The following is a 23,218-nucleotide window of genomic DNA, read 5'->3' on the forward strand; positions in this document are numbered from 1 at the left end:
GTCAGCGGTGCTTCGTGCGCAGCTTGGAGAACAGGCCGCCGTGCTTGCTGCCGTTGGCCGCCAGCGTCGGCACCTCTTCGCCGCGCTGCTGGGCCAGCTCCACGAGCAGGTCGCGCTGGGCCTCGTCGAGCTTGGTCGGCACCACCACGTCGATGTGCACGTGGAGGTCGCCGCGGCCGTCGACGCGCCCGGACGAGCGCAGCCGCGGCATGCCCTTGCCCGTGAGCACGAGCTCGGTGTTGGGCTGGGTGCCGGGTTCGACGTCGAGCTCGTAGTCGCCGTCGACGAGCGTGCTGATCGGCACGGTCGCGCCGAGCGCCGCCGTGGTCATCGGGATGCGGAAGTTGCAGTGCAGCTCGTTGCCCTCCCGCACGAAGACCTCGTGGGGCAGCTCGTCGATCTCCACGTACAGGTCGCCCGCGGGGCCGCCGCCGGGGCCGACCTCGCCCTGGCCGGAGAGCCGGATGCGCATGCCGTCGCCGACGCCCGGCGGGATCTTCGCCGTGACGTTGCGGCGCGCGCGGATGCGCCCGTCGCCGCCGCACTGGCGGCACGGGTCGGGGATGACCTCGCCGAAGCCGCGGCAGACCGGGCACGGGCGGGCCGTGACGACCTGGCCGAGGAACGAGCGCTGCACCGACTGCACCTCGCCGGCGCCGCCGCAGGTGTCGCAGGTCTTGGTGGTGGTGCCCTCCGCGGTGCCCGCGCCGCGGCACAGGTCGCAGACCACGGCCGTGTCGACGGTGATCTCGCGGTCGGCGCCGGTGGCGCACTCCTCGAGCGTGAGCGCGAGGCGGATCAGCGCGTCGGAGCCCGGCTGCACGCGGCTGCGCGGCCCCCGGCCACGTCCTCCGCCGCCACCGCCGGCCGCACCGAAGAACGCGTCCATGATGTCGCCCAGCCCGCCGAAGCCGGCGAACGGGTCGCCGCCACCGCCGCCGCGCGCGCCCGAGTCCATCGGGTCGCCGCCGAGGTCGACGATCTTGCGCTTCTGCGGGTCGGAGAGCACCTCGTAGGCGGTGGTCACCTCGCCGAACTTGTGCTGCGCGTCCTCCGACGGGTTCACGTCGGGGTGCAGCTCACGGGCCAGCTTGCGGTACGCGCGCTTGATCTCCTGATCCGACGCGTTCTTGGCCACCCCGAGGATCCCGTAGTAGTCCCTCGCCACGTTTTTCTGCCTTCTCCTTCTGCTCTGCCCGGGCCGTCAGCGGCCGGACAGGATCTGCCCCACGTAGTTGGCCACCGCGCGGACGGCCGCGATGGTGCCCGGGTAGTCCATCCGGGTGGGTCCGACGATGCCCATTCCTCCCAGCAGCATGTCGTCCCGGCCGTAGCCGATCGACACGACCGAGGTGCTGCGCATCTGCTCGTCTTCATTTTCCTCGCCGATGAGGACCGTCACCGCACCGGGGTTGCGAGCCGCGGCCAGCAGCTTGAGCACGACCACCTGCTCCTCGAGCGCTTCGAGGACCTGCCGCAGCGAGCCCGGGAAGTCGGCGACGTTGCGGGTGAGGTTGGCCGTGCCGCCGAGCACCAGGCGTTCCTCCGGGTGCTCGACCAGCGACTCGACCAGCACCGTGCAGATGCGGGTGAGGCTGTCGCGCAGCTCGTTCGGCGCCACCTCGGGCAGCTCGGCCACGCGCGCGGCGGCTTCGACCAGGCGGCGCCCGGCGAGCGCGCCGTTGAGCACGGTCCGCAGGCGCAGCACGTTCTCCTCGGTGAGCACGTCGCCGAGGTCGACCGTACGCTGGTCGACCCGGCCCGAGTCGGTGATGAGCACCAGCATCAGCCGCGCCGGCGTGAGCGGGACCACTTCGAGGTGGCGCACCGCCGCGTTGGTCAGCATCGGGTACTGCACCACCGCGACCTGCCGGGTCAGCTGCGCGAGCAGCCGCACCGACCGGCGCAGCACGTCGTCGAGGTCGGTGCCCGAGTCGAGGAACGACGTGATCGCCCGCCGCTCGGCCGCCGAGAGCGGCTTGATCTCCGAGAGCTTGTCCACGAACAGCCGGTAGCCCTTGTCCGTGGGGATCCGCCCCGCGCTGGTGTGCGGCTGGGTGATGTACCCCTCTTCCTCGAGCGCGGCCATGTCGTTGCGCACCGTCGCGCTCGAAACGCCCAGGTTGTGCCGCTCGACGATCGTCTTGGAACCCACCGGCTCCTGGTTCGAGACGTAGTCGGCCACGATCGCGCGCAGCACCTCGAAGCGACGCTCGTCCGTGTTCGCCACCGGCACCTCCCTGCTTTCGACCCGCTACTCACAACGAGTTTACGGAAGCCTGAGTGCCCGGCGCTCAACCCCGCGGACACGGTGGTGTCTCGGCCGCCCGCGGGCGGCGGCCGGGCGAAGGTAAAAGAATGGCAAATGGCCATTAATAACGGCGAACCGGACATATCAAATCTTCGCTTGCTAGGGGAACCGTTAACCGGTTTGCTGCCTCAGAAGAACGTGGTGAATCCCCAAGAGCCGAGGGCAGTCGTGGACAATAACGGGCGCGCACCCGAAATCGCCGAAATCGGACAGCGAGCCGCGGAGGCCCAGGAGCGCCTCAAGCGCGTCGCCGCCACGGCGACGAGCAACGACGGCGCGGTGACCGTCACCGTGAACACCAGCGGAGCCCTGCAACAGCTCAGCTTCGGCCCCCGCGCCGACGAGATCAGCCGCAGCGCGCTCGCCGCCGCCGTCGTCGCCACCGCACACCGCGCGCAGGCCCAGGCGGCCCAGCAGCTGCACGCCATCATGGCCCCCCTCATCGGCGAAAACAGCGACGCGATGAAATTCCTCGACGAGCAGATTCCGACTCCGGAAGTGCCCGAGGAAACCCCGCCGGCGCCGCCGGAAACGCGACAATTCTTCAATCGGGACGAGGACGGTGGCACGCCGCCGCCTCCTCCTCGACCGCCGGCTCCTGGGGTTCCCGGGACTCCTGGGGCTCCTGGGATGCGCCCACCCGCTCCCCCGGCCCGCCCTTCGCGCCCCGCGGCCGACACCTCCGATGACGACGACTACTACAACGGCGGCTCGATCCTGGGGAGGGGCTACTGATGGCCGGCACGCAGCAGGTGAATCTCGAGGCTCTGCAGACGCACAAGGGTGAGGTGCAGGACATCGCGGCCGGAGTCCACACCGCCGCCGACGCGACGGCGTCCGGTCAGGCCTTGAACGACTGGGCGTTCGGTCTCGTCGGGCAGGTGTTCGCCCTCCCCTTGCAGACGTACCTCTCGTCGGCGACGGATTTCATCGGCGTCGTCGCCACGTGCGCCGACGGCATGGCCGACAAGCTCCAGCGAGCCCACGACCACTACGACACGAACGAACAGAACACGAAGGACAAGGTCAACTCGTTCGGCAAGGAGCTCCCGGCATGACCGAGACGCAGGAGAACCCGCTGGTCGCGACCACAGAGTCGTCGAGTGGGCTCATGACCCAGATGGGTTCATCGAGCAACGAGCTGGACAACCTCAACGCTCAGTACGCGGGCAGCGGCATCTTCAGCGACGCGGCGTCGTCGATCACCGATTTTCGCAACGGTGACTGGCTCAACTTCGGCATGGACGTCGCGACGGACGGTCTCGACCTGCTGGGCATGGCGATGGACCCGCTCGGCTCGCTGGCGAGCGCCGGGGTCGGCTGGCTGATCGAGCACATCAGCTTCCTCAAGGAGGGGCTCGACAAGCTCGCGGGCAACCCCGAGGAGATCACCGCCAAGGCCGTGACCTGGACGAACATCTCCAAGCAGCTCTCGGCGAGCGCGGACCAGTACGAACAGGCCGCCGCGAAAGTGGCGCCGGACTTCCAGGGCGCTGGTGGCCAGGCTTACCAGAAGTCGGCGCAGGGATACGTCGCGGTCCTGCGAGGCGCCGCCGGGCAGGCCACCGGCGCCTCGGGCGCGATGAACGTCGCGGGCGCACTCGTCGGCACCGAACGCGGGCTGATCCGCGACATGATCTCGTCCTTCGTCGGCGAACTGATCATCAAGGCGCTCGCCGCCCTCGCCGCTTCGTGGTGCACGTTCGGCGGCACGATCGCCGCGTTCATCGCGGACACCGTCGTCGAAGGCGGGATCCTCGCGGAGAAGATCAGCAGCCGGATCACCCAGATCGTCGCGAAGCTCGACAAGCTCGCCGAGAGCGCAGGCAAGGCCAAGGGCGCGATCGAGGAAGCGTCCAAGGCGCTCCAGAAGCTCGGCAAGGTCGCCGACAAGATCTCCGACAAGAGCCTCGACGCCGCGGTGAACCTCGAGAAGAAGGGCGGCGAACTCAAAGACGCCGCCCACGCCAAGACCGCGGCCGAGCGCGCCGAGGGGTGGAAGGAAGGCACGGCGGACTACCTTTTCCCGAAGACCGAGAACGAAACGAAGTTGGGTGAGAAGTACTCCGAAGACGGCCGCAGTTTCCTCAAGCCCTCGGAGTGGGGGACGGGCAACGGGGTTCCGGACTGGAAGCCGGCCGACACCGTCGGCGTCGGCTCCGAAACACGCCGTCAGATGAACGAGCAAGCCGATCGGTACCACGAAGGATCCGAAGCCTACGAGAAAGAACACAAGGAAGAGTCCGAGGGTGGCGAAGGCGAGAAGGCCGGCGCGCCCGAAGGTGGCAGCAGGGAAAAGTCCGAGTGAGCGACAAGAACGTGGACCAGGCCGAAGTCGACCGCTTCAACCGCGAGGGCCGGCTCCACCCCTCACAGTGGCGCAACGTGCTGGAATTTTACTTCTGGTTCGCCGTGGTCCTCTTCGTGGCCGGGTTCTACGCACTGGTGCGCATGCCCGGTTACCAACAGGGGTACGGCTACGTGTTCGCCGTCCCGGTCATCGTCATCATGCTGGTGCTCCTGGTCTTCTGCGTACGCCGTCTGCTCTTCCTCCGCAAAGGCACGATCACGACCTTTACGGGCTTCACGCACGACGCTGCGCTGAGCCGACCGCTGCCGAAGAACTACCCGATCCTGCTGTACACAATCAAAAGCCAGGGCGGCAATCCGATGCACACCGTCGCTTTCAACGGCCTGAGGCGACAGATCGACCACGACGTCCACGCCAAGTTCCGCCCCGAGCACGAGAACACGATCTACCTCACCCCCAATGGCAAGGTGATCGTGAACGTCATCCCGTCGTGAACGTCGACGAAATCGCCACGGCCAATCTCGCCGGGCGGCTCCACCCGTCGCAGCGTCGCATCGTCCTCGACTTCACGTTCTGGCTGTGCCTGGTCGTCGGGGTGATCGCGGCGCTGCTGTGCGTGGTGCTGCCGACGGCCACGAACGTGTTCGAAGGGCCCCAGCGGGCCGAGTCGTTGGGCGCGTTCCCGTTCATCGTGCTGCTTGCCTTGGTGTGCCTGGTGTTGTGCGCCCGGCGTTACCGCGACCTGCACAGGCCGCTGGTGGTGGTCAGCGGGTGGACCCACGACTTCGGCAGATCGCCGACGACGGACGCCTACCCGATCGGGCTGTTCCACTCCCCGGGCAGTACCCACACCATGGCCCGCTGGGAGGTCCGCGTCGGAGGGAAGACCTATTCCACCGACCGCGAAACCTGGGAGAAGATCAAGCCGGAGCGGAACAACACGCTGTGCCTGTACCCGAAGACCAAGCTGATCATCAACGTGATCCCCTCGTGAACGCCGACCAGGCCGCGGCCGCACCCTGCCCAGAACCGGCAGATCGTCAACGTCATTCCCGCTTGAGCAACCCCTCCAGCGCCGCCGAGGAGATCGCGTCGGCCTCGGCGACCGTCAGTGGCGCGTGGCCCGTCAGGCGGCGGAAGATGAGTGGCCCGAACAAAACATCCGTCGCCGTCTCGGCGTCCACCGACGGTGCGGCCTGGCCGGCGTCCACCAAACGCTGCCACAAAACGGCAATGGCGGCCCGGCGACCGTCCAAAAAGAACTCCCGGAAGAACGGGGCCGCCGAAGGGTCCGTGACGCACGCGGCGAGCAGCTGAGCGAAGACCTCGCCGGTCGCACCCGCGCAGAACGCCGAAACCTGCCGCACCTGCTCCACCAGGTCCGCCCGTGGATCGCCCGTGGACGGGAGCGGCAGGGCATCCGCCATCTCGCGCCCGAAGGCCTCCGCGGCCAAGGCGGTGCGGCTGGGCCAGTGCTTGTACAGCGTCGCCTTGCTGACGCCGGACCGGGCGCTGATGGCGTCGACCGTGGCGGCCGGGAGGCCGCCCTCGGCGAGGAGTTCGCGCGCGGCCGACAGCGCGCACGCGTGGGCGCGCGCGCTGCGGGGCCGCAAGGACGTGTCGTCAGGCATGGTCCGTGGAGACCGAAAGCTCGCGCCAGCGGGAAAGTTCGTCGCGGACGAAGTCGAGTTTCGCTTCCACCCGGGCGACCGAGTCGGCGCCCAGCTGGAGGCGCAGGGGCGGCGAGGGCGAAGCCACGACGGAAACGATCGCGAGCGCCGCCTTGCGCGGGTCGCCCGGTTGCTCGTGGTTGCGGGAATCCGCCGCCGCGCGGGTCGCGCCGGCGGAGGCCGCGTAGTCGGCGATCTCGTCCTCGGCGCGGTGCAGGCTCGACGAGTCGAGGAAGTCGGTGCGGAAGAAGCCCGGCTCGACCACCGTCACGGGCACGCCGAGCGGCGCCAGTTCCCCGTGCAGCGCCTCGGAAAGCGCCTCGACGGCGAACTTCGTCGCCCCGTACACGCCCCAGCCCGGGCCGGTCGTGAAGCCGCCGACCGAGCTGATGTTCACCACGTGCCCCGAACGCTGCCGCCGCAGCACGGGCAGCACCGCGCGCGTCACGGAGAGCAGGCCGAACACGTTGGCGTCGAACACCGCGCGCACGGCCGCGTCCGACGCCTCCTCCACGGCGCCGAGCAGGCCGCGGCCGGCGTTGTTCACCAGCACGTCGATGCGCCCGAACCGATCCAAAGCCGCACCGACGGCCGCGGCCGCGGCAGCCTCGTCGGTCACGTCGAGCGCCACCGCCAGGACCGACGGATTGCCGGGAAACTCCTTCTCCACGGCCGACGCCTGGCGCGCGGTGGCCACGACCTGGTCACCGCGCTCCAGCGCCGCCCGCACGATCTCGAGGCCGAAACCCCGCGACGCGCCGGTGACGAACCAGACGCTCATCGAGAAGCCGCCTTGCTCAGCGCCGCGAACTCGTCGTCGGTCAGCTCGATCTCGGCCGCCGCCACGTTGTCCTCGAGGTGACCGACGCTGGACGTGCCCGGGATCGGCAGCATCACCGGCGAACGCTTGAGCAGCCACGCCAGCGCGAGCTGCGAGGGCGACGCGCCGTGTTCCTTCGACACCTGCGAAAGCGGGCTGTCCGGACCCGCCAGCGAACCCGTGGCCAGCGGGAACCACGGGATGAACGCGATGCCCTCCTTCGCCACGTGGTCCAGCAGCGGCTCGGAGTACCGGTCGGCCAGGTTGAAGCGGTTCTGCACCGAGACGATCGTGGCCGTCTTCTGCGCCTCGACGAGATCCTCGACCGAGATCTCCGACAGGCCGATGTGCCGGATCTTGCCCTCCGACTGCAGCGTGGCGAGCTCCCCGACCTGGTCCGCGACGGGCACCTTCGGGTCGATGCGGTGCAGCTGCAGCAGGTCGATGCGCTCGAGGCCGAGGTGGCGCAGGTTCAGCTCCACCTGCTGGCGCAGGTACTCGGGCCGGCCGACGGGGGTCCACTGGTTCGGGCCCTGCCGGGTGAACCCGGCCTTGGTGGCGATCACCAGGTCGTCGGCGTACGGGTGCAGGGCTTCGCGGATGAGCAGGTCGGCCACGAACGGGCCGTACGAGTCGGCGGTGTCGATGAGGTTGACCCCGAGCTCGACGGCCCTGCGCAGCACGCGCACGGCCCCCTCCGGGTCACGAGACTCCCCCCACACGCCGGGGCCGGGCAGCTGCATCGCGCCGAACCCGAGCCGCACGACGGGCAGGTCCCCGCCGATCGCGAACGTGCCGGACGACTTCGCGGGCTGTGCTGACATGGAACGTTCTCCTTCAAAAGTGAACTGAACGTACAGTTCACTTTACGCCCGTTCCGGCGAGCCCGCCAACCTGACCCGGGTGCAGCACCCCGCGAAGCTGCCCCGGGCCAGGAGATCAGCTGTTCTTCGGGAAACCCAGGTTCACCCCGGCGTGCGAGGTGTCCGGCCAGCGCGAGGTGACCACCTTCGTGCGCGTGAAAAAGTGGAATCCCTCGGGCCCGTACGCGTGGGTGTCGCCGAAGAGCGAGTCCTTCCAGCCGCCGAACGAGTAGTAGCCGACGGGCACCGGGATGGGCACGTTCACGCCGACCATGCCCACCTCCACCTCGTTCTGGTAGCGCCGCGCGGCCGCGCCGTCGCCGGTGAAGATCGCGGTGCCGTTGCCGTAGGGGCTGGCGTTGACCAGGCCGAGCGCGTCGTCGAAGCTCGTCGCGCGCGCCACCGAGAGCACCGGGCCGAAGATCTCGTCGGTGTAGACCGACATCCCGGGTCCGACGCGGTCGAACAACGTCGGGCCGAGCCAGAAACCGTCGCCGGCGATCTCGATGCCGCGCCCGTCCACCACGAGCTCCGCGCCTTCGGCGACGCCGGCGTCCACATAGGACGTCACCCGCTGGTGGTGCGCCTTGGTCACCAGGGGACCCATCTCCGAGTCCGGCTCGCGGCCGTCGCCGACGCGCAGCCGGGACATCCGCTCGGTGATCTTCGCCACCAGCTCGTCGCCGACCGGGTCGACGGCCACCACCACCGACACCGCCATGCACCGCTCCCCCGCGGACCCGAACCCGGCCGACACGGCGGCGTCGGCGGCGAGGTCGAGGTCGGCGTCGGGAAGCACGACCATGTGGTTCTTCGCCCCGCCGAGCGCCTGCACGCGCTTGCCGTGGCGGGTGCCCGTTTCGTAGACGTAGCGCGCGATCGGCGTGGAGCCGACGAACGAGATCGCCTTGACGTCCCGGTGTTCCAGCAACCCGTCGACGGCGGCCTTGTCGCCGTGCAGCACGTTGAGCGCGCCCGCGGGCAGCCCGGCCTCGGCGAGCAGCTCGGCGATGAACAGCGAGGCCGACGGGTCCTTCTCGCTCGGCTTGAGCACCACGGTGTTGCCGCACGCCAGCGCGTTGGGCACGAACCACAGCGGCACCATCGCGGGGAAGTTGAACGGCGAGATCACGCCGACCACCCCGAGCGGCTGCAGGATCGAGTACACGTCCACGCCGGTGGAGGCGTTCTCGCTGAAGCCGCCCTTGAGCAGCTGCGCGGCGCCGCACGCGTATTCGACGTTCTCGATCGCCCGGGCGATCTCGCCCGCCGCGTCGGACTCGACCTTGCCGTGCTCGCTCGTGATGATCTTCGCCAGCTCGTGCTTGCGCGCCGACAGCAGCTCGCGGAACGCGAACAGCACCCGCGTGCGCCCGGCCAGCGAGGTGCCACGCCAACCCGGCAACGCGGCGGCGGCAGCCGCCACCGCCTGGTCGACCTCGGCCTGGCCCGCGAAGTCCACCTTCGCCCGGACCTCGCCGGTCGCCGGGTCGTACACGTCGCCCGTGCGCCCGGCCACGCCGGTGTAGGGCTTGCCGTCGATCCAGTGGCTGATGCGGTCGGTCACAGCGTCGGCTCCTCGCTCGCGGGGCGCTTGTCTCCCCCGAGTCTCGGCTCGCGCGCCACGCGGACGCCATCGGCAACGTGTACGGAGTCCCGCGCCCGGCCGTACAGTCTGTGCCTGCCGGTGTGCGAAAGAGGGGCGAGAACCGGATGTACCCGACCGTGTCCGAGGTGCTCGCGCTGCCGGCCCTGCGCCAGGGCCGGCCGCACGTCGTCGCGGGCAGCGCCGGGCTCGACCGGCCGGTGCGCTGGGCGCACGTGGCCGAGGTCGCCGACATCGCCCACCTCCTGCGCGGCGGCGAGCTGGTGCTCACCACCGGCGTCGCGCTGCCGGACGACGGCCCGTCGCTCGCACGCTACGTCGCCGACCTCGCCGAGGTGGGTGTGGCCGGCGTGGTGGTGGAGCTGGTCCGGCACTGGAGCGACCGCCTGCCGAACGCCCTGGTCGAGGCGGCCGAGCACCGCGGCCTGCCGCTGATCACGCTGTCGCGCGAGACCCGCTACGTCGCCGTGACCGAGGCCGTGAACGGGCTGATCGTCGACGCGCAGGTGGCCGAGCTGCGCGCGGCCGAGCGGGTGCACGAGACGTTCACCGCGCTCACCGTCGCGGGTGCGGAGCCCGGGGTGGTGCTCGGCGAGGTGACCCGGCTGACCGAGCAGCCGGTGGTGCTGGAGACGCTGGCCCACGAGGTGCTCGCCTACGACGCGGCCGGTACGGACCCGGCCGAGCTGCTCACGGGCTGGCCGGCGCGCTCACGCGTGGTGCAGCTCGGCGAACGCACGGGTTACCACGCGAACGCGGGCTGGCTCGTGACCGTGGTCGGCGCCCGCGGCCACGACTGGGGCCGGCTCGTGCTCGTCTGCGCGGAGCCGCCGCCGCACCGTCACCGCGTGGTGGCCGAACGCGCGGCGTCGGCGCTGGCCGTGCACCGGCTGGTGGCCCGGGACTCCGACACGCTGGAACGCCTGGCGCACCGGGCCGTGGTCACGGAGCTGCTGGCCTCGCCGGCGCCGTCGGCGGAACTGCTCGCGCGGGCCTCGGCACTGGCCGTGCCGCTGACCGGGCGGCGGCTGATCGGCTTGGCGGTGCGCCCGCGCATCACGGCGACCACGCGGCAGTCGCTGTCGACGCCGCTGCTGCTGCGGGAGCTGGCCGAGGCGACGGCGCTGGCGGCGCGGCGGGCGAAGGTGTCGGCGCTGGTGGCGACCGACGAGACGGGCGTGCGGGCCCTGCTCGCCCTTTCGCCGGAGGCGCACGCCGACGCCGTGCTGCAGCGGCTGGCCGCCGACATCCACGAAGCCCGCGCGAGCGCGCCCGCCGTGCTCGCCGTCGGCACGACCGTGACCGGGCCCGCCGAGGCCCGGCGGACGCTGGTCGAGGCCGCGCAGGTGGCCGCGGCCGCGTTGAGCGAAGAAACCGAACGGCCGCTGCACCGCCTTCGTGACGTCCGGCTGCGCGGGCTGCTGCACCTGCTGGCCGACGACGAGCGCGTGACGTCGTTCGCCGCGCGCGAGCTGGGGCCGCTGCTGCAGCGCGACGCCGCATCGGGCAGCCGGCTGGTGCAGGCGTTGCGGCACTACTGCGCCCACGGCGGCAACAAGTCGGCGGCGGCCGTCGCGGCCCACACCTCGCGCACGGCCTACTACCAGCAGCTCGCGCGGATCGAGCAGGTCCTCGGCGTGCGGCTGGAAGACCCGGAGTCGATGTTGTCGCTCTACGTCGCGCTCCTGGCCCACGACCTGACCAGTGGTCCCACCCTTTCGGGGGAGGAAAACTCACCCGGACGTGCAGCACAGTGAGCAGCTTCCGGCAACCGATAGCCGAAGTATGGTGTTTTCTTCTTTCGCTCCGATCGCCGCGTGCGTGCTCGGCCTCAGTGGTGTGGCGGCTCCGCAGCTGCCCGCGTCCACCCTCCAGCTGAGCCTGCACGAGACGACGGGCCGTCTCAGCTCGGTTTCGCTCACCTGCGACCCGGCCGGCGGCAGCCACCCCAAGTCCGACGCGGCCTGTGCCACCCTCACGGGCGTCGACGGCGACATCGCCCACATCAAGCCGCGGCTGCAGCGCTGCACGATGATCTATTCCCCGGTCGACGCCGCCGCCTTCGGCACGTGGCACGGCAAGCCGGTCACGTTCCACGCCACGTTCTCCAACAAGTGCGCGGCCGACGCCCAGACCGCGGGAGTGTTCGGCTTCTAGCAGTGCCCCGGTGGCGGTAGCTCGACGTCGAGTGCCCTGGCCCGGCTGAGGTTCCAGCCGGGCCAGCTGTCGTCGTCCACCCCGTAACGCATCGGCCCGAGCACGCAGTCGGCGTCCGGCAGCCGTTCGGCGACCACGGGGAAGATGTCGGTGGAGAACCCGCGCAGGTAGGCCAGGTCGAGCGGTTTCCCGTGCTCCGCGCGGTCGAGGTTCGCGCCGGCGATGAGCGCCTCCGGGTTCGCGACGGCGAGCGCCAGCAACGCGCCGGCGGCCGTCGCGATGGCCGCGCGCGGCAGCCACGACGAGCGCAGGGTGACCAGCGCCGCCCCGACGAGCAGGAACACGCAGCCGAGCCAGAGCTCGCAGACCTCCACGAGCACTCGCAGCACGGTGAAGCCGTAGGCCTGCTGGTAGGTCCACATGCGACTCAACGCGGACACCACGAGCACGAGGCTCAGCGCCGCCAGGGCACCGAGCAGCACCCGCTGCCGCAGCCGTTCCGCGGCCGTCTCCCGCGGCGCCCAGCGCAACGCCAGCGCGATGATGCCCAACGTGAGCACCGTGCAAGCGCACAGCTGCCAGAAGCCGCCGCGCGCGTATTCGGCCGACGTGAGGCCACCGGTACGCAACACGTAGTCCCGGCCACCGAACAACTCCACGATCCGCACCACGACGTAGGCGCCGAACAGCACCACCAGCGTCCCGAGCGGGACCGTCCACAGGAGACTGTCACCCTGGGCTTTGCGGTCGCCGTCGGTCGCCCGGCGCGGTGGCGAGGCCAGCACGTAGTACGCCCCGGCCGTGCCGAACGCGCCGGCGCAGAACAGGAATCCCCACCGCACGGCCGAATCCAGGCGCAGGTCGGGCACGAGCGACCCGACGAAGTGGGCGAAGGTCGCATCCGCGCTCGTCAGCAACGGCAGGAACACCGCCAGCACCGCCGCCGCCCCCAGCACGGCGCCGAGCACGCGACCGCGCTGCGTCCCGCGGCCCCGCAGCCCGCGCGCGACCCACGGGATCGCGTGGAACGCCTCCAGCGGCACGGCGAGCGCGTCGTAGAGCGCCGAGTTCACCGACCGCGGCCCCACCACCGCGAGCGATCCGGCCACGATCGCGGCCACGACGCACAACCCGAACAGCCACTCCGACGCCCGCACCGCGCCGACCGCCAGCAACGCGAGCGCCAGCGCCGCCCACGCGACGCTCGCCCGCCGGGTCGTCTTCTCCTCGCGAGCCCGGCGATCCACGGCCACGATCAGCGCCGTCACCACCAGCGCGGCCAGCAGCCACCCGATCCCGGGCCGGTCCAGCGGCACCAGCGTCGCGGTCACCACACCGGCGACCGCGACGGCCGGCAGCACCCCGGCCGCCATCGGCACCACCACCGACCTCGGTACGGGCCGCACCAGCACCGGCGTGAACGGCTCCGCGACGGCGACGCCGCCTTCGGTGGATGGGGCAGCCCCCTCGACTGTCCCACCCACCGCGTTCCCCGGCGGCACCGCGTGGGCCGGCCTCGGTTTTTCCTCGGTCACGAAACAGCCTCCGTGTTCGCATTAGCAAATAATCAAGCGCGGCAGCTCCCCACCCGGGAAGCGCCAGGAAGATCAGGCCGGCAACGTCACGCGGATCCGGCACCCCGGCGCCACGCCGGGCACGACGTCGGCCGGGGGTTCGACCACGGCGATGGTCCCGCCGTGCAGCTCCACCACCCAGCGCGCGATGGCCAGGCCGAGCCCGGTCCCTCCGCCACCGGCGCGTTCGCCGCGGGTGAAGCGTTCGAAGACGCGGTCGCGGTCGGCGGCGGGGATGCCGGGGCCTTCGTCACGGACCTCGATGCGGGTCTCCCCCGCGGCCACGACCGCGCGGACCTCCACCGAGCCACCGGCGGGACCATGCCGAGCGGCGTTCTCCAGCAGGTTCACCACGACCTGGTAGAGCCGCTCGCGATCCGCCCGCACACACGCGCCCGGCGGCGACACCGACACGTCGAAGCGCACACCGCGCCCCGCCGCCGCGGCCATCGCCTCCGCCTCGGCGGCGACCTCGGCCAGCAGCTCCTCCAGGTCCACCCGCGAAAGGTCCAGCGACAGCGTCCCGGCGTCGATGCGCGAGAGGTCCAGCAGCTCGGTGACGAGCCGGCCCAGCCGTTCGCTCTGGTGCAGGGCCGTGCGCAGCGTCGCGGTGTCGGGCGACGAAACGCCGTCCACCAGGTTCTCCAGCACGCCGCTCAACGCGGTGATGGGCGTGCGCAGCTCGTGCGAGACGTTCGCGATCAGCTCGCGCCGCTGCTGGTCGGCGGTCGCGAGGTCGGCGGCCATCTGGTTGAACGCCTGAGCCAGCGAACCGACCTCGTCGCGGGCCGTCGCGCGGATGCGGCGCGTGTAGTCGCCCTTCGCCATCGCCCGGGCCGCCGCCGTCATCTCCCGCAGTGGCCGGGTCATGCCGTGGGCCAGGATCTGCGACGTGACCAGGGCGATGAGCATGGCCGTGATCGTGGTCGCGGGCGGCAGCCAGCCGATGCGGGACCAGAAGAAGAGAAACGCGATCGCCCCCGCGGCCAGCATGAGGATCGCCAGCTTCAGCTTGATCGACCGGATCGGGTCGAGCGGCCGCGGCAGGAAGTCGACGGCCTTCGACAGCAGCGCCTTCACGCCGGCACCTCCAACGCGTAGCCCACCCCGTGCACGGTGCGGATGAGATCCGCGCCGAGCTTGCGCCGCAACGCCTTGATGTGACTGTCGACCGCGCGGGTGCCGGCGCCGCCCGCCGGCACGTCCCAGTCCCACACCTCGCTGAGCAGCCGTTCGCGCGGCTGAACCGCTCGCGGCCGGCGCGCGAAGTGCACCAGCAGGTCGAACTCGATGGGCGTGAGCTGCGCGGGCACGCCGCCACGGGCCACCCGGCGCTGGTCGATGTCGATCTCCAGGTCGCCCAGCACGATCCGTTCCGGGGCCGTGGCCTGCGCCGACCGTTCGACCCGCCGGAGCAGGGCACTCACGCGGGCGCTGAGCACGCGCATCGAAAACGGCTTGGTCAGGTAGTCGTCGGCCCCCACGCCGAGGCCCACGAGCAGGTCGGTCTCGTCGGCCCGCGCGGTGAGCATGAGCACCGGCACCGGCCGCCGCGCCTGGATCCGGCGGCACACCTCGAGCCCGTCGAACCCCGGCAGCATCACGTCGAGCACCACGAGGTCGGGGCCGAACTCGGCTTCGCCCGCCACCGCGGCCGGACCGTCGTGGGCCACGTCCACGGTGAACCCCTCGGCCCGCAGCCGGGCCGCGATCGACGCGGCGATCGTGAGGTCGTCCTCGACGACCAGCACCCGCCGTCCCCCTTTGTCCATGTCGCTGACTCTAGGGAACCGGCGTGGAGGCCATCCGGGTGAGCTGTGGAGATCTTGTGGAGAACTGCCGTCGTGTTTCGTTCACTTTGCGCAGAAGATACCGGCAGATTGTGACGCAGGTCATGCACTGCCGGGCGGCGAAGCGCAATCGACAGTCTGCGCCGAGCGCACGCGAAGAGTGAACAGTCTGCCTCTGCCACCCGCCCTCGACGGGCGCGCAGGATTCCGCAATGGAGCCGACGACACGCGAACACGCCGACGGCCGCGTGGAACTCGCCGATGTGCGGTCCCTCGCGGGCAGCCGGTTCTTCAACGAGGAACTGGCCCCCGTCCCGGTCGCCAAACGCACCTGGACCACGTACAACTACTTCGCGCTCTGGATGGGGATGGCGCACAACATCCCCAGCTACGCCCTGGCCGCGTCGCTCATCGCGCTCGGCATGAACTGGGTCCAGGCGCTCATCACGATCACCATCGGCAACATCGTGGTGCTCGCGCCGATGCTGCTCAACAGCCACGCCGGCACGAAGTACGGCATCCCGTTCCCGGTGTTCGCCCGCGCGTTCTACGGCCTGCGCGGCGCCAACCTGGCCGCACTGCTGCGCGCGTTCATCGCGTGCGGCTGGTTCGGCATCCAGACGTGGGTGGGCGGCGAGGCGATCTACGTGATCGTCGGGCGCCTCGCCGGCTCCGGCTGGCGCGACTCGACGGTGGTGTGGGGCCAGCACTGGACGCTGTGGCTGAGCTTCGCCGTGTTCTGGATCGTGCAGATGCTGATCATCTGGCGCGGCATGGACGCGGTGCGCAAGTTCGAGAACTGGACGGCGCCGCTCGTGTCCGTCGGGTTCCTCATCATGCTCGGCTACGTGCTCGTGAAGGCCGGCGGTCTCGGCCCGATCCTCGAAGACGGCGGCAAGCTCGGCTGGGGCCCGGACTTCTGGAAGGTGTTCGCGCCGTCGCTGATGGCGATGATCGCGTTCTGGTCCACGCTCTCGCTGAACATGCCGGACTTCACGCGCTTCGGCGGCAGCCAGCGCAAGCAGGTGCGCGGGCAGATCCTCGGCCTGCCGACCACGATGACGTTCATCGCGATCGTCGCGATCCTCACGACGTCGGGCGGCCACGTGCTCTACGGCGAGGACATCTGGGACCCCGCGCAGCTCGCGGACCGCTTCTCCAGCCCGATCGTGGTGGTCGTGGCGCTGGCCGCGCTGGTGTTCGCGACGATCTCGGCGAACCTGGCGGCCAACGTCGTGAGCCCGTCCTACGATTTCTCCAATGCCTTCCCGAAGCGCATCACCTTCGCGATCGGCGGCCTGATCACGGGCATCCTCGGCGTCGCGATCCAGCCGTGGCGGCTCTACTCCGACCCGAGCATCTACATCTTCGCGTGGCTCGGGTTCTACGGCGGCCTGCTCGGCGCCGTCGCCGGCGTGCTGGTGGCCGGCTACTGGGCGGTCAACCGGACGCGGCTTCGTTTGCGCGATCTCTACACGCCCGATGGGGTGTACTGGTTCCGCGGGGGCTGGAACTGGCGCGCCCTCGTCGCGACGCTGGTGGGGGCAGTGCTCGCGGTCGGCGGAGCCTACGGCGGCCCCTTCCCCGCGGACGGTCTCATCCCGTTCCTCAAACCGCTCTACGACTACAACTGGGTGATCGGCTTCGCCGGCGCGTTCGTCGTGTACTGGCTGCTCGCCCTGCCCGTGAAGAAGGAGGAGACAAGTGAGCGACCTGGTTCGAGCCGGATTGATCCAGCAGCGGTGGACGGGTGACAAGGACTCGATGATCGCCAACGCCGTCGACGCCATCGGCAAGGCGGCCTCGCAGGGAGCCCAGGTCGTCTGCCTGCAGGAGCTGTTCTACGGCCCGTACTTCTGCCAGATCCAGGACGCCGACTACTACTCCTACACCGAGGGCATCCCCGACGGCCCGACCACGAAGCTCATGCAGGAGGTGGCCGAGCGCCACGGCGTGGTGCTGGTGGTGCCGATGTACGAGCAGGAGCAGCCGGGCGTCTACTACAACACCGCGGCGGTGATCGACGCGGACGGCAAGTACCTGGGCAAGCACCGCAAGAACCACATCCCGCAGGTGAAGGGGTTCTGGGAGAAGTTCTACTTCCGGCCCGGCAACCTCGGCTACCCGGTGTTCGACACGGCGGTGGGCCGCATCGGCGTCTACATCTGCTACGAGCGCCACTTCCCCGAGGGCTGGCGCGCGCTGGGCCTGGCGGGGGCGAAGATCGTGTTCAACCCGTCGGCGACCAGCCGCGGCCTGTCGGAGTACCTGTGGCGCCTGGAGCAGCCGGCGGCCGCGGTGGCGAACGAGTACTACGTGGGCACGATCAACCGCGTCGGCGTGGAACCCTTGGGCGACAACGACTTCTACGGCCAGTCGTACTTCGCGGACCCGCGCGGGCAGCTCGTGGGCGACGCCGCGTCGGACACCGAGGAGGAGATCGTGGTACGCGACCTCGACATGGGCCGGCTCGCCGAGGTGCGCGACCTGTGGGCGTTCTACCGCGACCGCCGCCCGGACAGCTACGGACCCCTGACGGAGGCCTGATGAGCACGCTTCTGATCCAGGGTGGCCAGGTCGTCTCACCGTCCGGTGCGGTGCTCGCCGACGTGCTGGTGGACGGCGAGCGCATCGCCGCCGTCGCCGCACCCGGCGTGCTCGGGCGACTCGGTGCCGACGAGACCATCGACGCCACCGGAAAGTACGTGCTGCCCGGCGGGATCGACGCGCACACGCACATGGAGATGCCGTTCGGCGGCACGCATTCCGTGGACACGTTCGAGACGGGCACCACCGCGGCGGCCTGGGGCGGGACGACCACGATCATCGACTTCGCTGTGCAGGCCAAGGGCACGTCGTTGCAGTCCACCCTGGACAAGTGGCACTCGAAGGCCGACGGCAACTGCGCGATCGACTACGGGTTCCACATGATCATGTCGGACGTGAACGATTCCACGCTCAAGGAAATGCAGTCCTGTGTGGACGCGGGCGTCGGTTCGTTCAAGATGTTCATGGCCTACCCGGGCGTGTTCTACTCGACCGACGGCGAGATCCTGCTGGCGATGCAGCAGGCGCGTGAGATCGGCGCGACGATCATGATGCACGCGGAGAACGGCATCGCGATCGACCAGCTGGCCGCGCAGGCCGTGGCGGCCGGCCGGGTGGACCCGGTGCAGCACGGCCTCACGCGGCCGCCCGAGCTGGAAGGCGAGGCGACTTCGCGGGCCATCACGCTCGCGGCCGTGACGGGCGCGCCGCTCTACATCGTGCACCTCTCGGCGGCGCAAGCGCTTGCGGCGGTGGCGGAGGCGCGCGAGGCCGGGCAGAACGTGTTCGCGGAGACGTGCCCGCAGTACCTCTACCTGTCCATCGAGGACCTCGCCCGGCCGGGGTTCGAGGGTGCGAAGTTCGTCGCGTCGCCGCCGTTGCGGGAGAAGTCGCACCAGGCCGACCTGTGGCGGGGGCTGCGGACCAACGACCTGTCGGTGGTCTCGACGGACCACTGCCCGTTCTGCTTCAAGGACCAGAAGGAGCTCGGCCGCGACGACTTCCGCGCGATCCCCAACGGGATGCCGGGCGTCGAGCACCGGATGGACCTGCTGCACCAGGGCGTGGTCGCGGGTGAGATCACGCTGGGCCGCTGGGTCGAGACGTGCTCGGCGACGCCGGCGCGGATGTTCGGGCTGTATCCGCGCAAGGGCGTGATCGCGGCCGGGTCGGACGCGGACATCGTGATCTACGATCCCGCGGCGACGCAGACGTTGTCGGCTTCGACGCACCACATGAACGTGGATTACTCGGCGTATGAAGGCTTCGAGCTGACCGGGAAGGTCCACACTGTCCTGTCGCGAGGCCGGGTCGTGGTGTCTCCTTCCGGCTTCAGCGGTTCGGCCGGGCACGGGAAGTTCCTGTCGCGTGGACTCAACCAGTACCTGAATTGAGGGGTGCGTCGTGGATTTCGGGATCGTGCTGCAGACGGACCCGCCGGCGTCGGACGTCGTGCGGCTGATGAAGGCGGCCGAGGACCAGGGGTTCCGGTACGGCTGGACGTTCGACTCGGCCGTGCTGTGGCAGGAACCGTTCGTGATCTACTCGCGGATCCTGGCGGAGACGTCGTCGCTGGTGGTGGGGCCGATGGTCACCTCGCCGGCCACGCGCGACTGGTCGGTGATGGCGTCGACCTTCGCCACGCTCAACGACATGTACGGCAACCGCACGGTGTGCGGCATCGGGCGCGGCGACTCGGCGCACCGGGTCGTCGGGAACCCACCGTCCACTTTGGCCACGGTGCGCGACTGCATGCAGGTGGTGCGTGACCTCGCCGAGGGGCGCGAGGTCACGATCAACGACACGGCCGTGCGCATCCCCTGGGTGCGCAACGGGCGGCTGGAGATGTGGATGGCCGGGTACGGGCCGAAGGCGCTGAAGACCGTGGGCGAGCACGCCGACGGCTTCATCCTGCAGTGCGCCGACCCGGCCATCGCGCGCTGGACGATCGGCGCGGTGCGCGAGGCAGCGCGCGCCGCGGGCCGCGACCCGGGTGGCATCACGATCTGCGTGGCGGCGCCCGCGTACGTCGGCGAAGACCTCGCCCACCAGCGCGAGCAGCTGCGCTGGTTCGGCGGCATGGTCGGCAACCACGTGGCGGACCTCGTCGCGCGCTACGGCGACTCCGGCCCGGTGCCGCACGAGCTCACCGACTACATCCGCGCCCGCACCGGCTACGACTACAGCCACCACGGCCGCGCCGGAAACCCGTCCACCGACTTCGTGCCGGACGAGATCGTCGACCGGTTCTGCCTGCTCGGGCCCGCCCCCGCGCACATCGCGCGCCTGCAGGAGCTCGCGGAGCTGGGTGTGAACCAGTTCGCGCTGTACCTGATGCACGACGAACGCGAGCAGACGCTGGCCGCGTACGGCGGGCAGATCGTCGGCAAACTCACCGCGTAGAGCTTGTCGATTCCCGGTGCCGCCGTTCGACGCGTTGGCATGACTGAATCCACTCGCACCCGGAACCTGGACATCTACGACCACGCCGAGCTCCCCTGGAGCCGCGCCCGTGACGCCCTCAGTCCCTCGCCGACCGCAGACCTGACGTTTTTCCTCACCACTGTGCGCGCCGACGGCCGCCCGCACACGGCCGGCGTGGGCGCGGTGTGGGACTCCGACGCGCTGTACTTCACCAGCGGGCCGGGCGCCCTGAAGTCGCGCCTGCTCGCGGCGAACCCGTGGTGCAGCATCGGCGTGCGACTGTCCGGCCTGGACCTGACGTTGGAGGGCACCGCCGCCCGCGTCACGGATTCCGCTGTCCTGGACCGCCTCGCCGCCGTGTACCGCTCGGGCGGCTGGCCCGCGGCCGTGGCCGGCGACGCCTTCACCGCTCCCTACAGCGCCCCCAGCGCCGGTCCGGCGCCGTGGCACGTCTACGCGCTGACCCTGCACACCGCCGTGGGCGTCGCCACGGCCGAACCTCACGGCGCGACACGGTGGGATTTCGCCGCGTGACCCGGCTTGCGGCAAGCCGACAGAAAGTCTCTGCCCGCTATACAAACGCGTGAAAGATTCGTATTCTCGCCCCAGGCCGCCACCTCCTGTCCCGCGCATCGAGGAGCTTCCCCATGGGCGTGTCCCGTCGTACCTTCTTTTCGCTCGCCGCCGCGGCTGCCGCGTGGCCTTCGGTGGCCGGGGTGGCGGCCGCGAGCCCGCCCGGTGACGTGGTCGGCAAGATCACCGTCGGCTACCAGGGCTGGTTCGCCTGCGCCGGCGACGGCGCACCGATCAACGGCTGGTGGCACTGGAGCCAAAACTGGGGCCAGGCGCCGTCACCGTCGAACACGGGGATCAAGTCGTGGCCCGACGTACGCGACTACCAGCGGACGTACCCGAGCGCCTACGCGAACCTGGGCGACGGGCGGCCGGCGAGCCTGTTCTCCTCCTACGACCAGCAGACCGTGGACACGCATTTTTCGTGGCTGCGCCAGTACGGCATCGACACCGCGGCCCTGCAGCGCTTCAACCCGACCGGCGGTGAGGGACCGACGCGGGATGCCCTGGCGCAGAAGGTGCGCACTGCGGCCGAGGCGTACGGCCGGAAGTTCTACGTCATGTACGACGTCAGCGGCTGGGCCTCGATGCAGCAGGAGATCAAGGCCGACTGGACGGCGAAGATGGCGGCGCACACGGCATCGAGCGCGTACGCCCGGCAGAACGGCAAGCCCGTCGTCTGCATCTGGGGCTTCGGGTTCAACGACGACAACCACCCGTGGGACGCCGGCACGTGCCTCGACGTGGTGAACTGGTTCAAAGGCCAGGGCTGCTACGTGATCGGCGGCGTGCCGCGCGAATGGCGCGTCGGCGGATCCGGGACCCGCACCGGGTTTTCCGACGTGTACCACGCCTTCGACGCGCTCTCGCCCTGGATGGTCGGCGCGATCGGCAACGCGGGCGACTCCGACAACGTCTACACCACCATCACCGTCGGCGACCAGGCCGACTGCACCGCGCACGGCATCGACTACCAGCCCTGCGTCCTGCCCGGCGACACCCAGGCCCGCCAACGCGCCCACGGCGACTTCATGTGGCGCCAGTTCTACAACATGATCCGCGCCGGCGCCCAGGGCATCTACATCTCGATGTTCGACGAGTACAACGAGGGCAACCAGATCGCCAAAACCGCCGAAGACGCGTCCATGATCCCGGCCGGCTCCGGCCTCTGGGCTCTCGACGAAGACGGCACCCACTGCACCTCGGACTACTACCTGCGCCTCACCGGCGACGGCGGCCGCATGCTGCGCGGAGAGATCGCGCTGACCCCGAACCGCCCGACGTCACCGGCCGGCTGAGCCGAAGCAGGCGGTGCGCCCGAACGGCGCACCGCCCGACAGGCTCAGTCGACGATCGCTTGGTAAACCAGCTGCCGCAGCTGCTGCCGGATGGGATGGGTGCTCGACGGGAGCAGCTGCGTGTAGAACGCCACCGTCAGGTCCTCCACCGGGTCCACCCAGAAGGCCGTCGAAGCGGCACCGCCCCAGGCGTATTCGCCGGGGCTGGAGAGGGTTTTGGCCTTGACCGGGTCTTCCAGCACGGAGAAGCCCAGGCCGAAGCCGAAGCCGTCGAAGGGCATCTCCGCGAACAGCGGCCGCCCGAAGGCCTCCAGGTCCACGTGGCCCGGCAGGTGGTTGCTCGCCATGAGGTCGACCGTGCGCGGGCCCAGGATCCGGGCGCCGTCCAGCGAACCGCCGCGCAGCAGCATCTGCGTGAAGCGGTGGTAGTCGGCCGCGGTCGAGACCAGCCCGCCGCCGCCCGAGAACGAGTCGGGCCGCGCGACGCCGATGGACCCGAAAGCCTCGTTGCGGGTGGGCAGCTTGGTCCGCGGATGCGCGACGTACAGGGCCGCCAGGCGGTCCGTGTCCTTCGTGGAGAAGCCGGTGTCCGTCATGCCCAGCGGCCCGAAGATCCGCTCCGCGAAGACTTCGTCCAGGGGCTTGCCCGCGAGGACCTCCACGAGCCGGCCGAGGACGTCCGTGGACACCGAGTAGTTCCACTCGCTGCCGGGCTGGAAGACCAGCGGGAGCTCGGCCAGCGCGCGGGTGCAGGCGGCGAGGTCCAGACCCGGCGGGGTGCCCCACTCGAAGCCCGCGGCGCGGTAGATCGTGTCGACGGGATGCGTGTGGTGGAAGCCGTAGGTGAGGCCGCTGGTGTGGGTGAGCAGGTGCCACAGGCGAATGGGCTCGGTCGCGGGCACCGTCATCGGGCTCAGCGCCGAACCCTTCACGTACACCTGCGGCGCCGCGAATTCGGGCAGCCAGCGGGAAATCGGGTCGTTGAGGTCGATCACGCCCTCTTCGACGAAGGTCATCGCCGCCACCGAGGTGATCGGCTTGGTCATCGAGAAGATGCGCCAGATGGTGTCGTGGTCCACGGGGGCGCCCGACTCGACGTCCCGCTTTCCGTGGGAAGCGACGTGGACGACGCGTCCGTGCCTGCTCACCACCGCGAGGTAACCGGGCAGCCGCCCGTCGTCCACATAGGCGTCGAAATGCCGGTCGATCCGCTTCAGACGGTCAGCGTCGAACCCCGCCGAAGACGGGTCGGTCTCCACGTTCATGCCGGCGAC

General features: G+C 70.4%; 23 protein-coding genes. 13 read left to right on the plus strand and 10 right to left on the minus strand.

The annotated features are described in order from the left end of the window. Position 1: 1 nt before the first annotated feature. On the minus strand, positions 2-1,168 hold the full coding sequence (gene dnaJ / locus ACQPXB_RS34485; protein WP_366582581.1) for a molecular chaperone DnaJ: 1,167 nt from the start codon (positions 1,166-1,168) through the stop codon (positions 2-4). 36 nt (positions 1,169-1,204) lie between these two features. Continuing rightward, entirely contained in the window at positions 1,205-2,230 is a 1,026-nt protein-coding gene (gene hrcA / locus ACQPXB_RS34490; protein WP_386952402.1) for a heat-inducible transcriptional repressor HrcA, read from the minus strand. 135 nt (positions 2,231-2,365) lie between these two features. Here hrcA and ACQPXB_RS34495 point away from each other — a divergent pair, with 135 nt between their 5' ends. Genes ACQPXB_RS34495 through ACQPXB_RS34515 form a run of 5 tightly spaced genes read left to right on the plus strand, consistent with a single transcriptional unit; the run spans position 2,366 to position 5,616 of the window. Beyond that, positions 2,366-3,046 (plus strand): YbaB/EbfC family nucleoid-associated protein, encoded by a 681-nt coding sequence (locus ACQPXB_RS34495; protein ID WP_432845822.1) that lies wholly within the window; start codon positions 2,366-2,368, stop codon positions 3,044-3,046. Beyond that, complete coding sequence (locus ACQPXB_RS34500) at positions 3,046-3,369, plus strand: type VII secretion target (protein ID WP_386952396.1); 324 nt, start codon at positions 3,046-3,048, stop codon at positions 3,367-3,369. The genes ACQPXB_RS34495 and ACQPXB_RS34500 overlap by 1 nt, the downstream gene beginning before the upstream one ends. Continuing rightward, positions 3,366-4,619 carry a WXG100 family type VII secretion target gene (locus tag ACQPXB_RS34505; protein WP_432845823.1) on the plus strand — a complete coding sequence of 418 codons (1,254 nt, stop codon included), beginning with the start codon at positions 3,366-3,368 and terminating at the stop codon, positions 4,617-4,619. Before ACQPXB_RS34500 ends, ACQPXB_RS34505 begins: the two co-directional genes overlap by 4 nt. Next, complete coding sequence (locus tag ACQPXB_RS34510) at positions 4,616-5,116, plus strand: hypothetical protein (protein WP_432845824.1); 501 nt, start codon at positions 4,616-4,618, stop codon at positions 5,114-5,116. The genes ACQPXB_RS34505 and ACQPXB_RS34510 overlap by 4 nt, the downstream gene beginning before the upstream one ends. Then, on the plus strand, positions 5,113-5,616 hold the full coding sequence (locus tag ACQPXB_RS34515; protein WP_386952388.1) for a hypothetical protein: 504 nt from the start codon (positions 5,113-5,115) through the stop codon (positions 5,614-5,616). The genes ACQPXB_RS34510 and ACQPXB_RS34515 overlap by 4 nt, the downstream gene beginning before the upstream one ends. Positions 5,617-5,668: 52 nt before the next feature. Here the strand turns inward: ACQPXB_RS34515 and ACQPXB_RS34520 are convergent, their stop codons facing one another. The 4 genes from ACQPXB_RS34520 to ACQPXB_RS34535 form a co-directional block, all read right to left on the minus strand. After that, positions 5,669-6,253: a TetR/AcrR family transcriptional regulator gene (locus tag ACQPXB_RS34520; RefSeq protein ID WP_432845825.1), complete on the minus strand. Its 585-nt coding sequence runs from the start codon at positions 6,251-6,253 to the stop codon at positions 5,669-5,671. Continuing rightward, positions 6,246-7,073: an oxidoreductase gene (locus ACQPXB_RS34525; RefSeq protein WP_386952382.1), complete on the minus strand. Its 828-nt coding sequence runs from the start codon at positions 7,071-7,073 to the stop codon at positions 6,246-6,248. Before ACQPXB_RS34525 ends, ACQPXB_RS34520 begins: the two co-directional genes overlap by 8 nt. Next, complete coding sequence (locus tag ACQPXB_RS34530; RefSeq protein WP_366582573.1) at positions 7,070-7,936, minus strand: aldo/keto reductase; 867 nt, start codon at positions 7,934-7,936, stop codon at positions 7,070-7,072. The genes ACQPXB_RS34525 and ACQPXB_RS34530 overlap by 4 nt, the downstream gene beginning before the upstream one ends. A 115-nt stretch (positions 7,937-8,051) precedes the next feature. Continuing rightward, positions 8,052-9,542: a CoA-acylating methylmalonate-semialdehyde dehydrogenase gene (locus ACQPXB_RS34535; protein WP_432845826.1), complete on the minus strand. Its 1,491-nt coding sequence runs from the start codon at positions 9,540-9,542 to the stop codon at positions 8,052-8,054. A gap of 146 nt (positions 9,543-9,688) precedes the next feature. Between ACQPXB_RS34535 and ACQPXB_RS34540 the strand changes: the two genes are divergently transcribed. Together ACQPXB_RS34540 and ACQPXB_RS34545 are read left to right on the plus strand one after the other, a co-directional pair. Further along, positions 9,689-11,338, plus strand: a complete 1,650-nt coding sequence (locus ACQPXB_RS34540) for a PucR family transcriptional regulator (RefSeq protein ID WP_366582571.1) — start codon at positions 9,689-9,691, stop codon at positions 11,336-11,338. A 28-nt stretch (positions 11,339-11,366) separates the two neighbouring features. Further along, on the plus strand, positions 11,367-11,738 hold the full coding sequence (locus ACQPXB_RS34545; protein WP_364066719.1) for an SSI family serine proteinase inhibitor: 372 nt from the start codon (positions 11,367-11,369) through the stop codon (positions 11,736-11,738). On the opposite strand, the gene ACQPXB_RS34550 is transcribed toward ACQPXB_RS34545, so the two are convergent. The 3 genes from ACQPXB_RS34550 to ACQPXB_RS34560 all read right to left on the minus strand — a co-directional run bounded on the left by ACQPXB_RS34550 (position 11,735) and on the right by ACQPXB_RS34560 (position 15,084). Continuing rightward, entirely contained in the window at positions 11,735-13,273 is a 1,539-nt protein-coding gene (locus ACQPXB_RS34550) for a DUF4153 domain-containing protein (RefSeq protein WP_386952376.1), read from the minus strand. The two genes, ACQPXB_RS34545 and ACQPXB_RS34550, sit on opposite strands and share 4 nt — an antisense overlap. Positions 13,274-13,345: 72 nt before the next feature. Then, on the minus strand, positions 13,346-14,392 hold the full coding sequence (locus tag ACQPXB_RS34555) for a HAMP domain-containing sensor histidine kinase (protein WP_366582569.1): 1,047 nt from the start codon (positions 14,390-14,392) through the stop codon (positions 13,346-13,348). Beyond that, positions 14,389-15,084: a response regulator transcription factor gene (locus ACQPXB_RS34560; RefSeq protein WP_366582568.1), complete on the minus strand. Its 696-nt coding sequence runs from the start codon at positions 15,082-15,084 to the stop codon at positions 14,389-14,391. The genes ACQPXB_RS34555 and ACQPXB_RS34560 overlap by 4 nt, the downstream gene beginning before the upstream one ends. A 230-nt stretch (positions 15,085-15,314) precedes the next feature. On the opposite strand from ACQPXB_RS34560, the gene ACQPXB_RS34565 reads away from it, so the two are divergent. The 6 genes from ACQPXB_RS34565 (at position 15,315) to ACQPXB_RS34590 (ending at position 21,944) form a co-directional block, all read left to right on the plus strand. Continuing rightward, positions 15,315-16,856: an NCS1 family nucleobase:cation symporter-1 gene (locus tag ACQPXB_RS34565; protein ID WP_366582567.1), complete on the plus strand. Its 1,542-nt coding sequence runs from the start codon at positions 15,315-15,317 to the stop codon at positions 16,854-16,856. Next, positions 16,807-17,649, plus strand: coding sequence for a nitrilase-related carbon-nitrogen hydrolase (locus tag ACQPXB_RS34570; protein ID WP_364066729.1), 843 nt, complete (start codon positions 16,807-16,809; stop codon positions 17,647-17,649). The genes ACQPXB_RS34565 and ACQPXB_RS34570 overlap by 50 nt, the downstream gene beginning before the upstream one ends. Beyond that, entirely contained in the window at positions 17,649-19,043 is a 1,395-nt protein-coding gene (gene hydA / locus ACQPXB_RS34575; RefSeq protein WP_366582566.1) for a dihydropyrimidinase, read from the plus strand. The genes ACQPXB_RS34570 and hydA overlap by 1 nt, the downstream gene beginning before the upstream one ends. Positions 19,044-19,053: 10 nt before the next feature. Further along, the gene (locus ACQPXB_RS34580; protein ID WP_432845827.1) at positions 19,054-20,052 is read left to right on the plus strand and encodes a TIGR03842 family LLM class F420-dependent oxidoreductase; all 999 of its coding nucleotides are present in this window, start codon (positions 19,054-19,056) and stop codon (positions 20,050-20,052) included. A 39-nt stretch (positions 20,053-20,091) separates the two neighbouring features. Beyond that, complete coding sequence (locus ACQPXB_RS34585) at positions 20,092-20,607, plus strand: pyridoxamine 5'-phosphate oxidase family protein (protein ID WP_366582564.1); 516 nt, start codon at positions 20,092-20,094, stop codon at positions 20,605-20,607. Between the two features lie 113 nt (positions 20,608-20,720). After that, positions 20,721-21,944 (plus strand): glycoside hydrolase family 71/99-like protein, encoded by a 1,224-nt coding sequence (locus tag ACQPXB_RS34590; RefSeq protein ID WP_432845828.1) that lies wholly within the window; start codon positions 20,721-20,723, stop codon positions 21,942-21,944. Positions 21,945-21,988: 44 nt separating this feature from the next. Here ACQPXB_RS34590 and ACQPXB_RS34595 read toward each other — a convergent pair whose 3' ends face one another. Then, positions 21,989-23,209, minus strand: coding sequence for a serine hydrolase domain-containing protein (locus tag ACQPXB_RS34595; protein ID WP_366582562.1), 1,221 nt, complete (start codon positions 23,207-23,209; stop codon positions 21,989-21,991). Positions 23,210-23,218 lie beyond the last annotated feature (9 nt).

Source organism: Amycolatopsis sp. CA-161197, assembly GCF_050942255.1.
Taxonomy (GTDB): Bacteria; Actinomycetota; Actinomycetes; order Mycobacteriales; family Pseudonocardiaceae; genus Amycolatopsis.

What these genes read in the sequence shown, in the direction of transcription:
- ACQPXB_RS34495 (WP_432845822.1), top strand. Translation starts at nt 2,366, where the DNA reads ATGGCCATTAATAACGGCGAACCGGACATATCAAATCTTCGCTTGCTA.
- ACQPXB_RS34500 (WP_386952396.1), top strand. Translation starts at nt 3,046, where the DNA reads ATGGCCGGCACGCAGCAGGTGAATCTCGAGGCTCTGCAGACGCACAAG.
- ACQPXB_RS34505 (WP_432845823.1), top strand. Translation starts at nt 3,366, where the DNA reads ATGACCGAGACGCAGGAGAACCCGCTGGTCGCGACCACAGAGTCGTCG.
- ACQPXB_RS34520 (WP_432845825.1), bottom strand. Translation starts at nt 6,253, where the DNA reads ATGCCTGACGACACGTCCTTGCGGCCCCGCAGCGCGCGCGCCCACGCG.
- ACQPXB_RS34525 (WP_386952382.1), bottom strand. Translation starts at nt 7,073, where the DNA reads ATGAGCGTCTGGTTCGTCACCGGCGCGTCGCGGGGTTTCGGCCTCGAG.
- ACQPXB_RS34530 (WP_366582573.1), bottom strand. Translation starts at nt 7,936, where the DNA reads ATGTCAGCACAGCCCGCGAAGTCGTCCGGCACGTTCGCGATCGGCGGG.
- ACQPXB_RS34540 (WP_366582571.1), top strand. Translation starts at nt 9,689, where the DNA reads ATGTACCCGACCGTGTCCGAGGTGCTCGCGCTGCCGGCCCTGCGCCAG.
- ACQPXB_RS34545 (WP_364066719.1), top strand. Translation starts at nt 11,367, where the DNA reads ATGGTGTTTTCTTCTTTCGCTCCGATCGCCGCGTGCGTGCTCGGCCTC.
- ACQPXB_RS34560 (WP_366582568.1), bottom strand. Translation starts at nt 15,084, where the DNA reads ATGGACAAAGGGGGACGGCGGGTGCTGGTCGTCGAGGACGACCTCACG.
- ACQPXB_RS34565 (WP_366582567.1), top strand. Translation starts at nt 15,315, where the DNA reads ATGGAGCCGACGACACGCGAACACGCCGACGGCCGCGTGGAACTCGCC.
- hydA (WP_366582566.1), top strand. Translation starts at nt 17,649, where the DNA reads ATGAGCACGCTTCTGATCCAGGGTGGCCAGGTCGTCTCACCGTCCGGT.
- ACQPXB_RS34585 (WP_366582564.1), top strand. Translation starts at nt 20,092, where the DNA reads ATGACTGAATCCACTCGCACCCGGAACCTGGACATCTACGACCACGCC.
- ACQPXB_RS34590 (WP_432845828.1), top strand. Translation starts at nt 20,721, where the DNA reads ATGGGCGTGTCCCGTCGTACCTTCTTTTCGCTCGCCGCCGCGGCTGCC.
- ACQPXB_RS34595 (WP_366582562.1), bottom strand. Translation starts at nt 23,209, where the DNA reads ATGAACGTGGAGACCGACCCGTCTTCGGCGGGGTTCGACGCTGACCGT.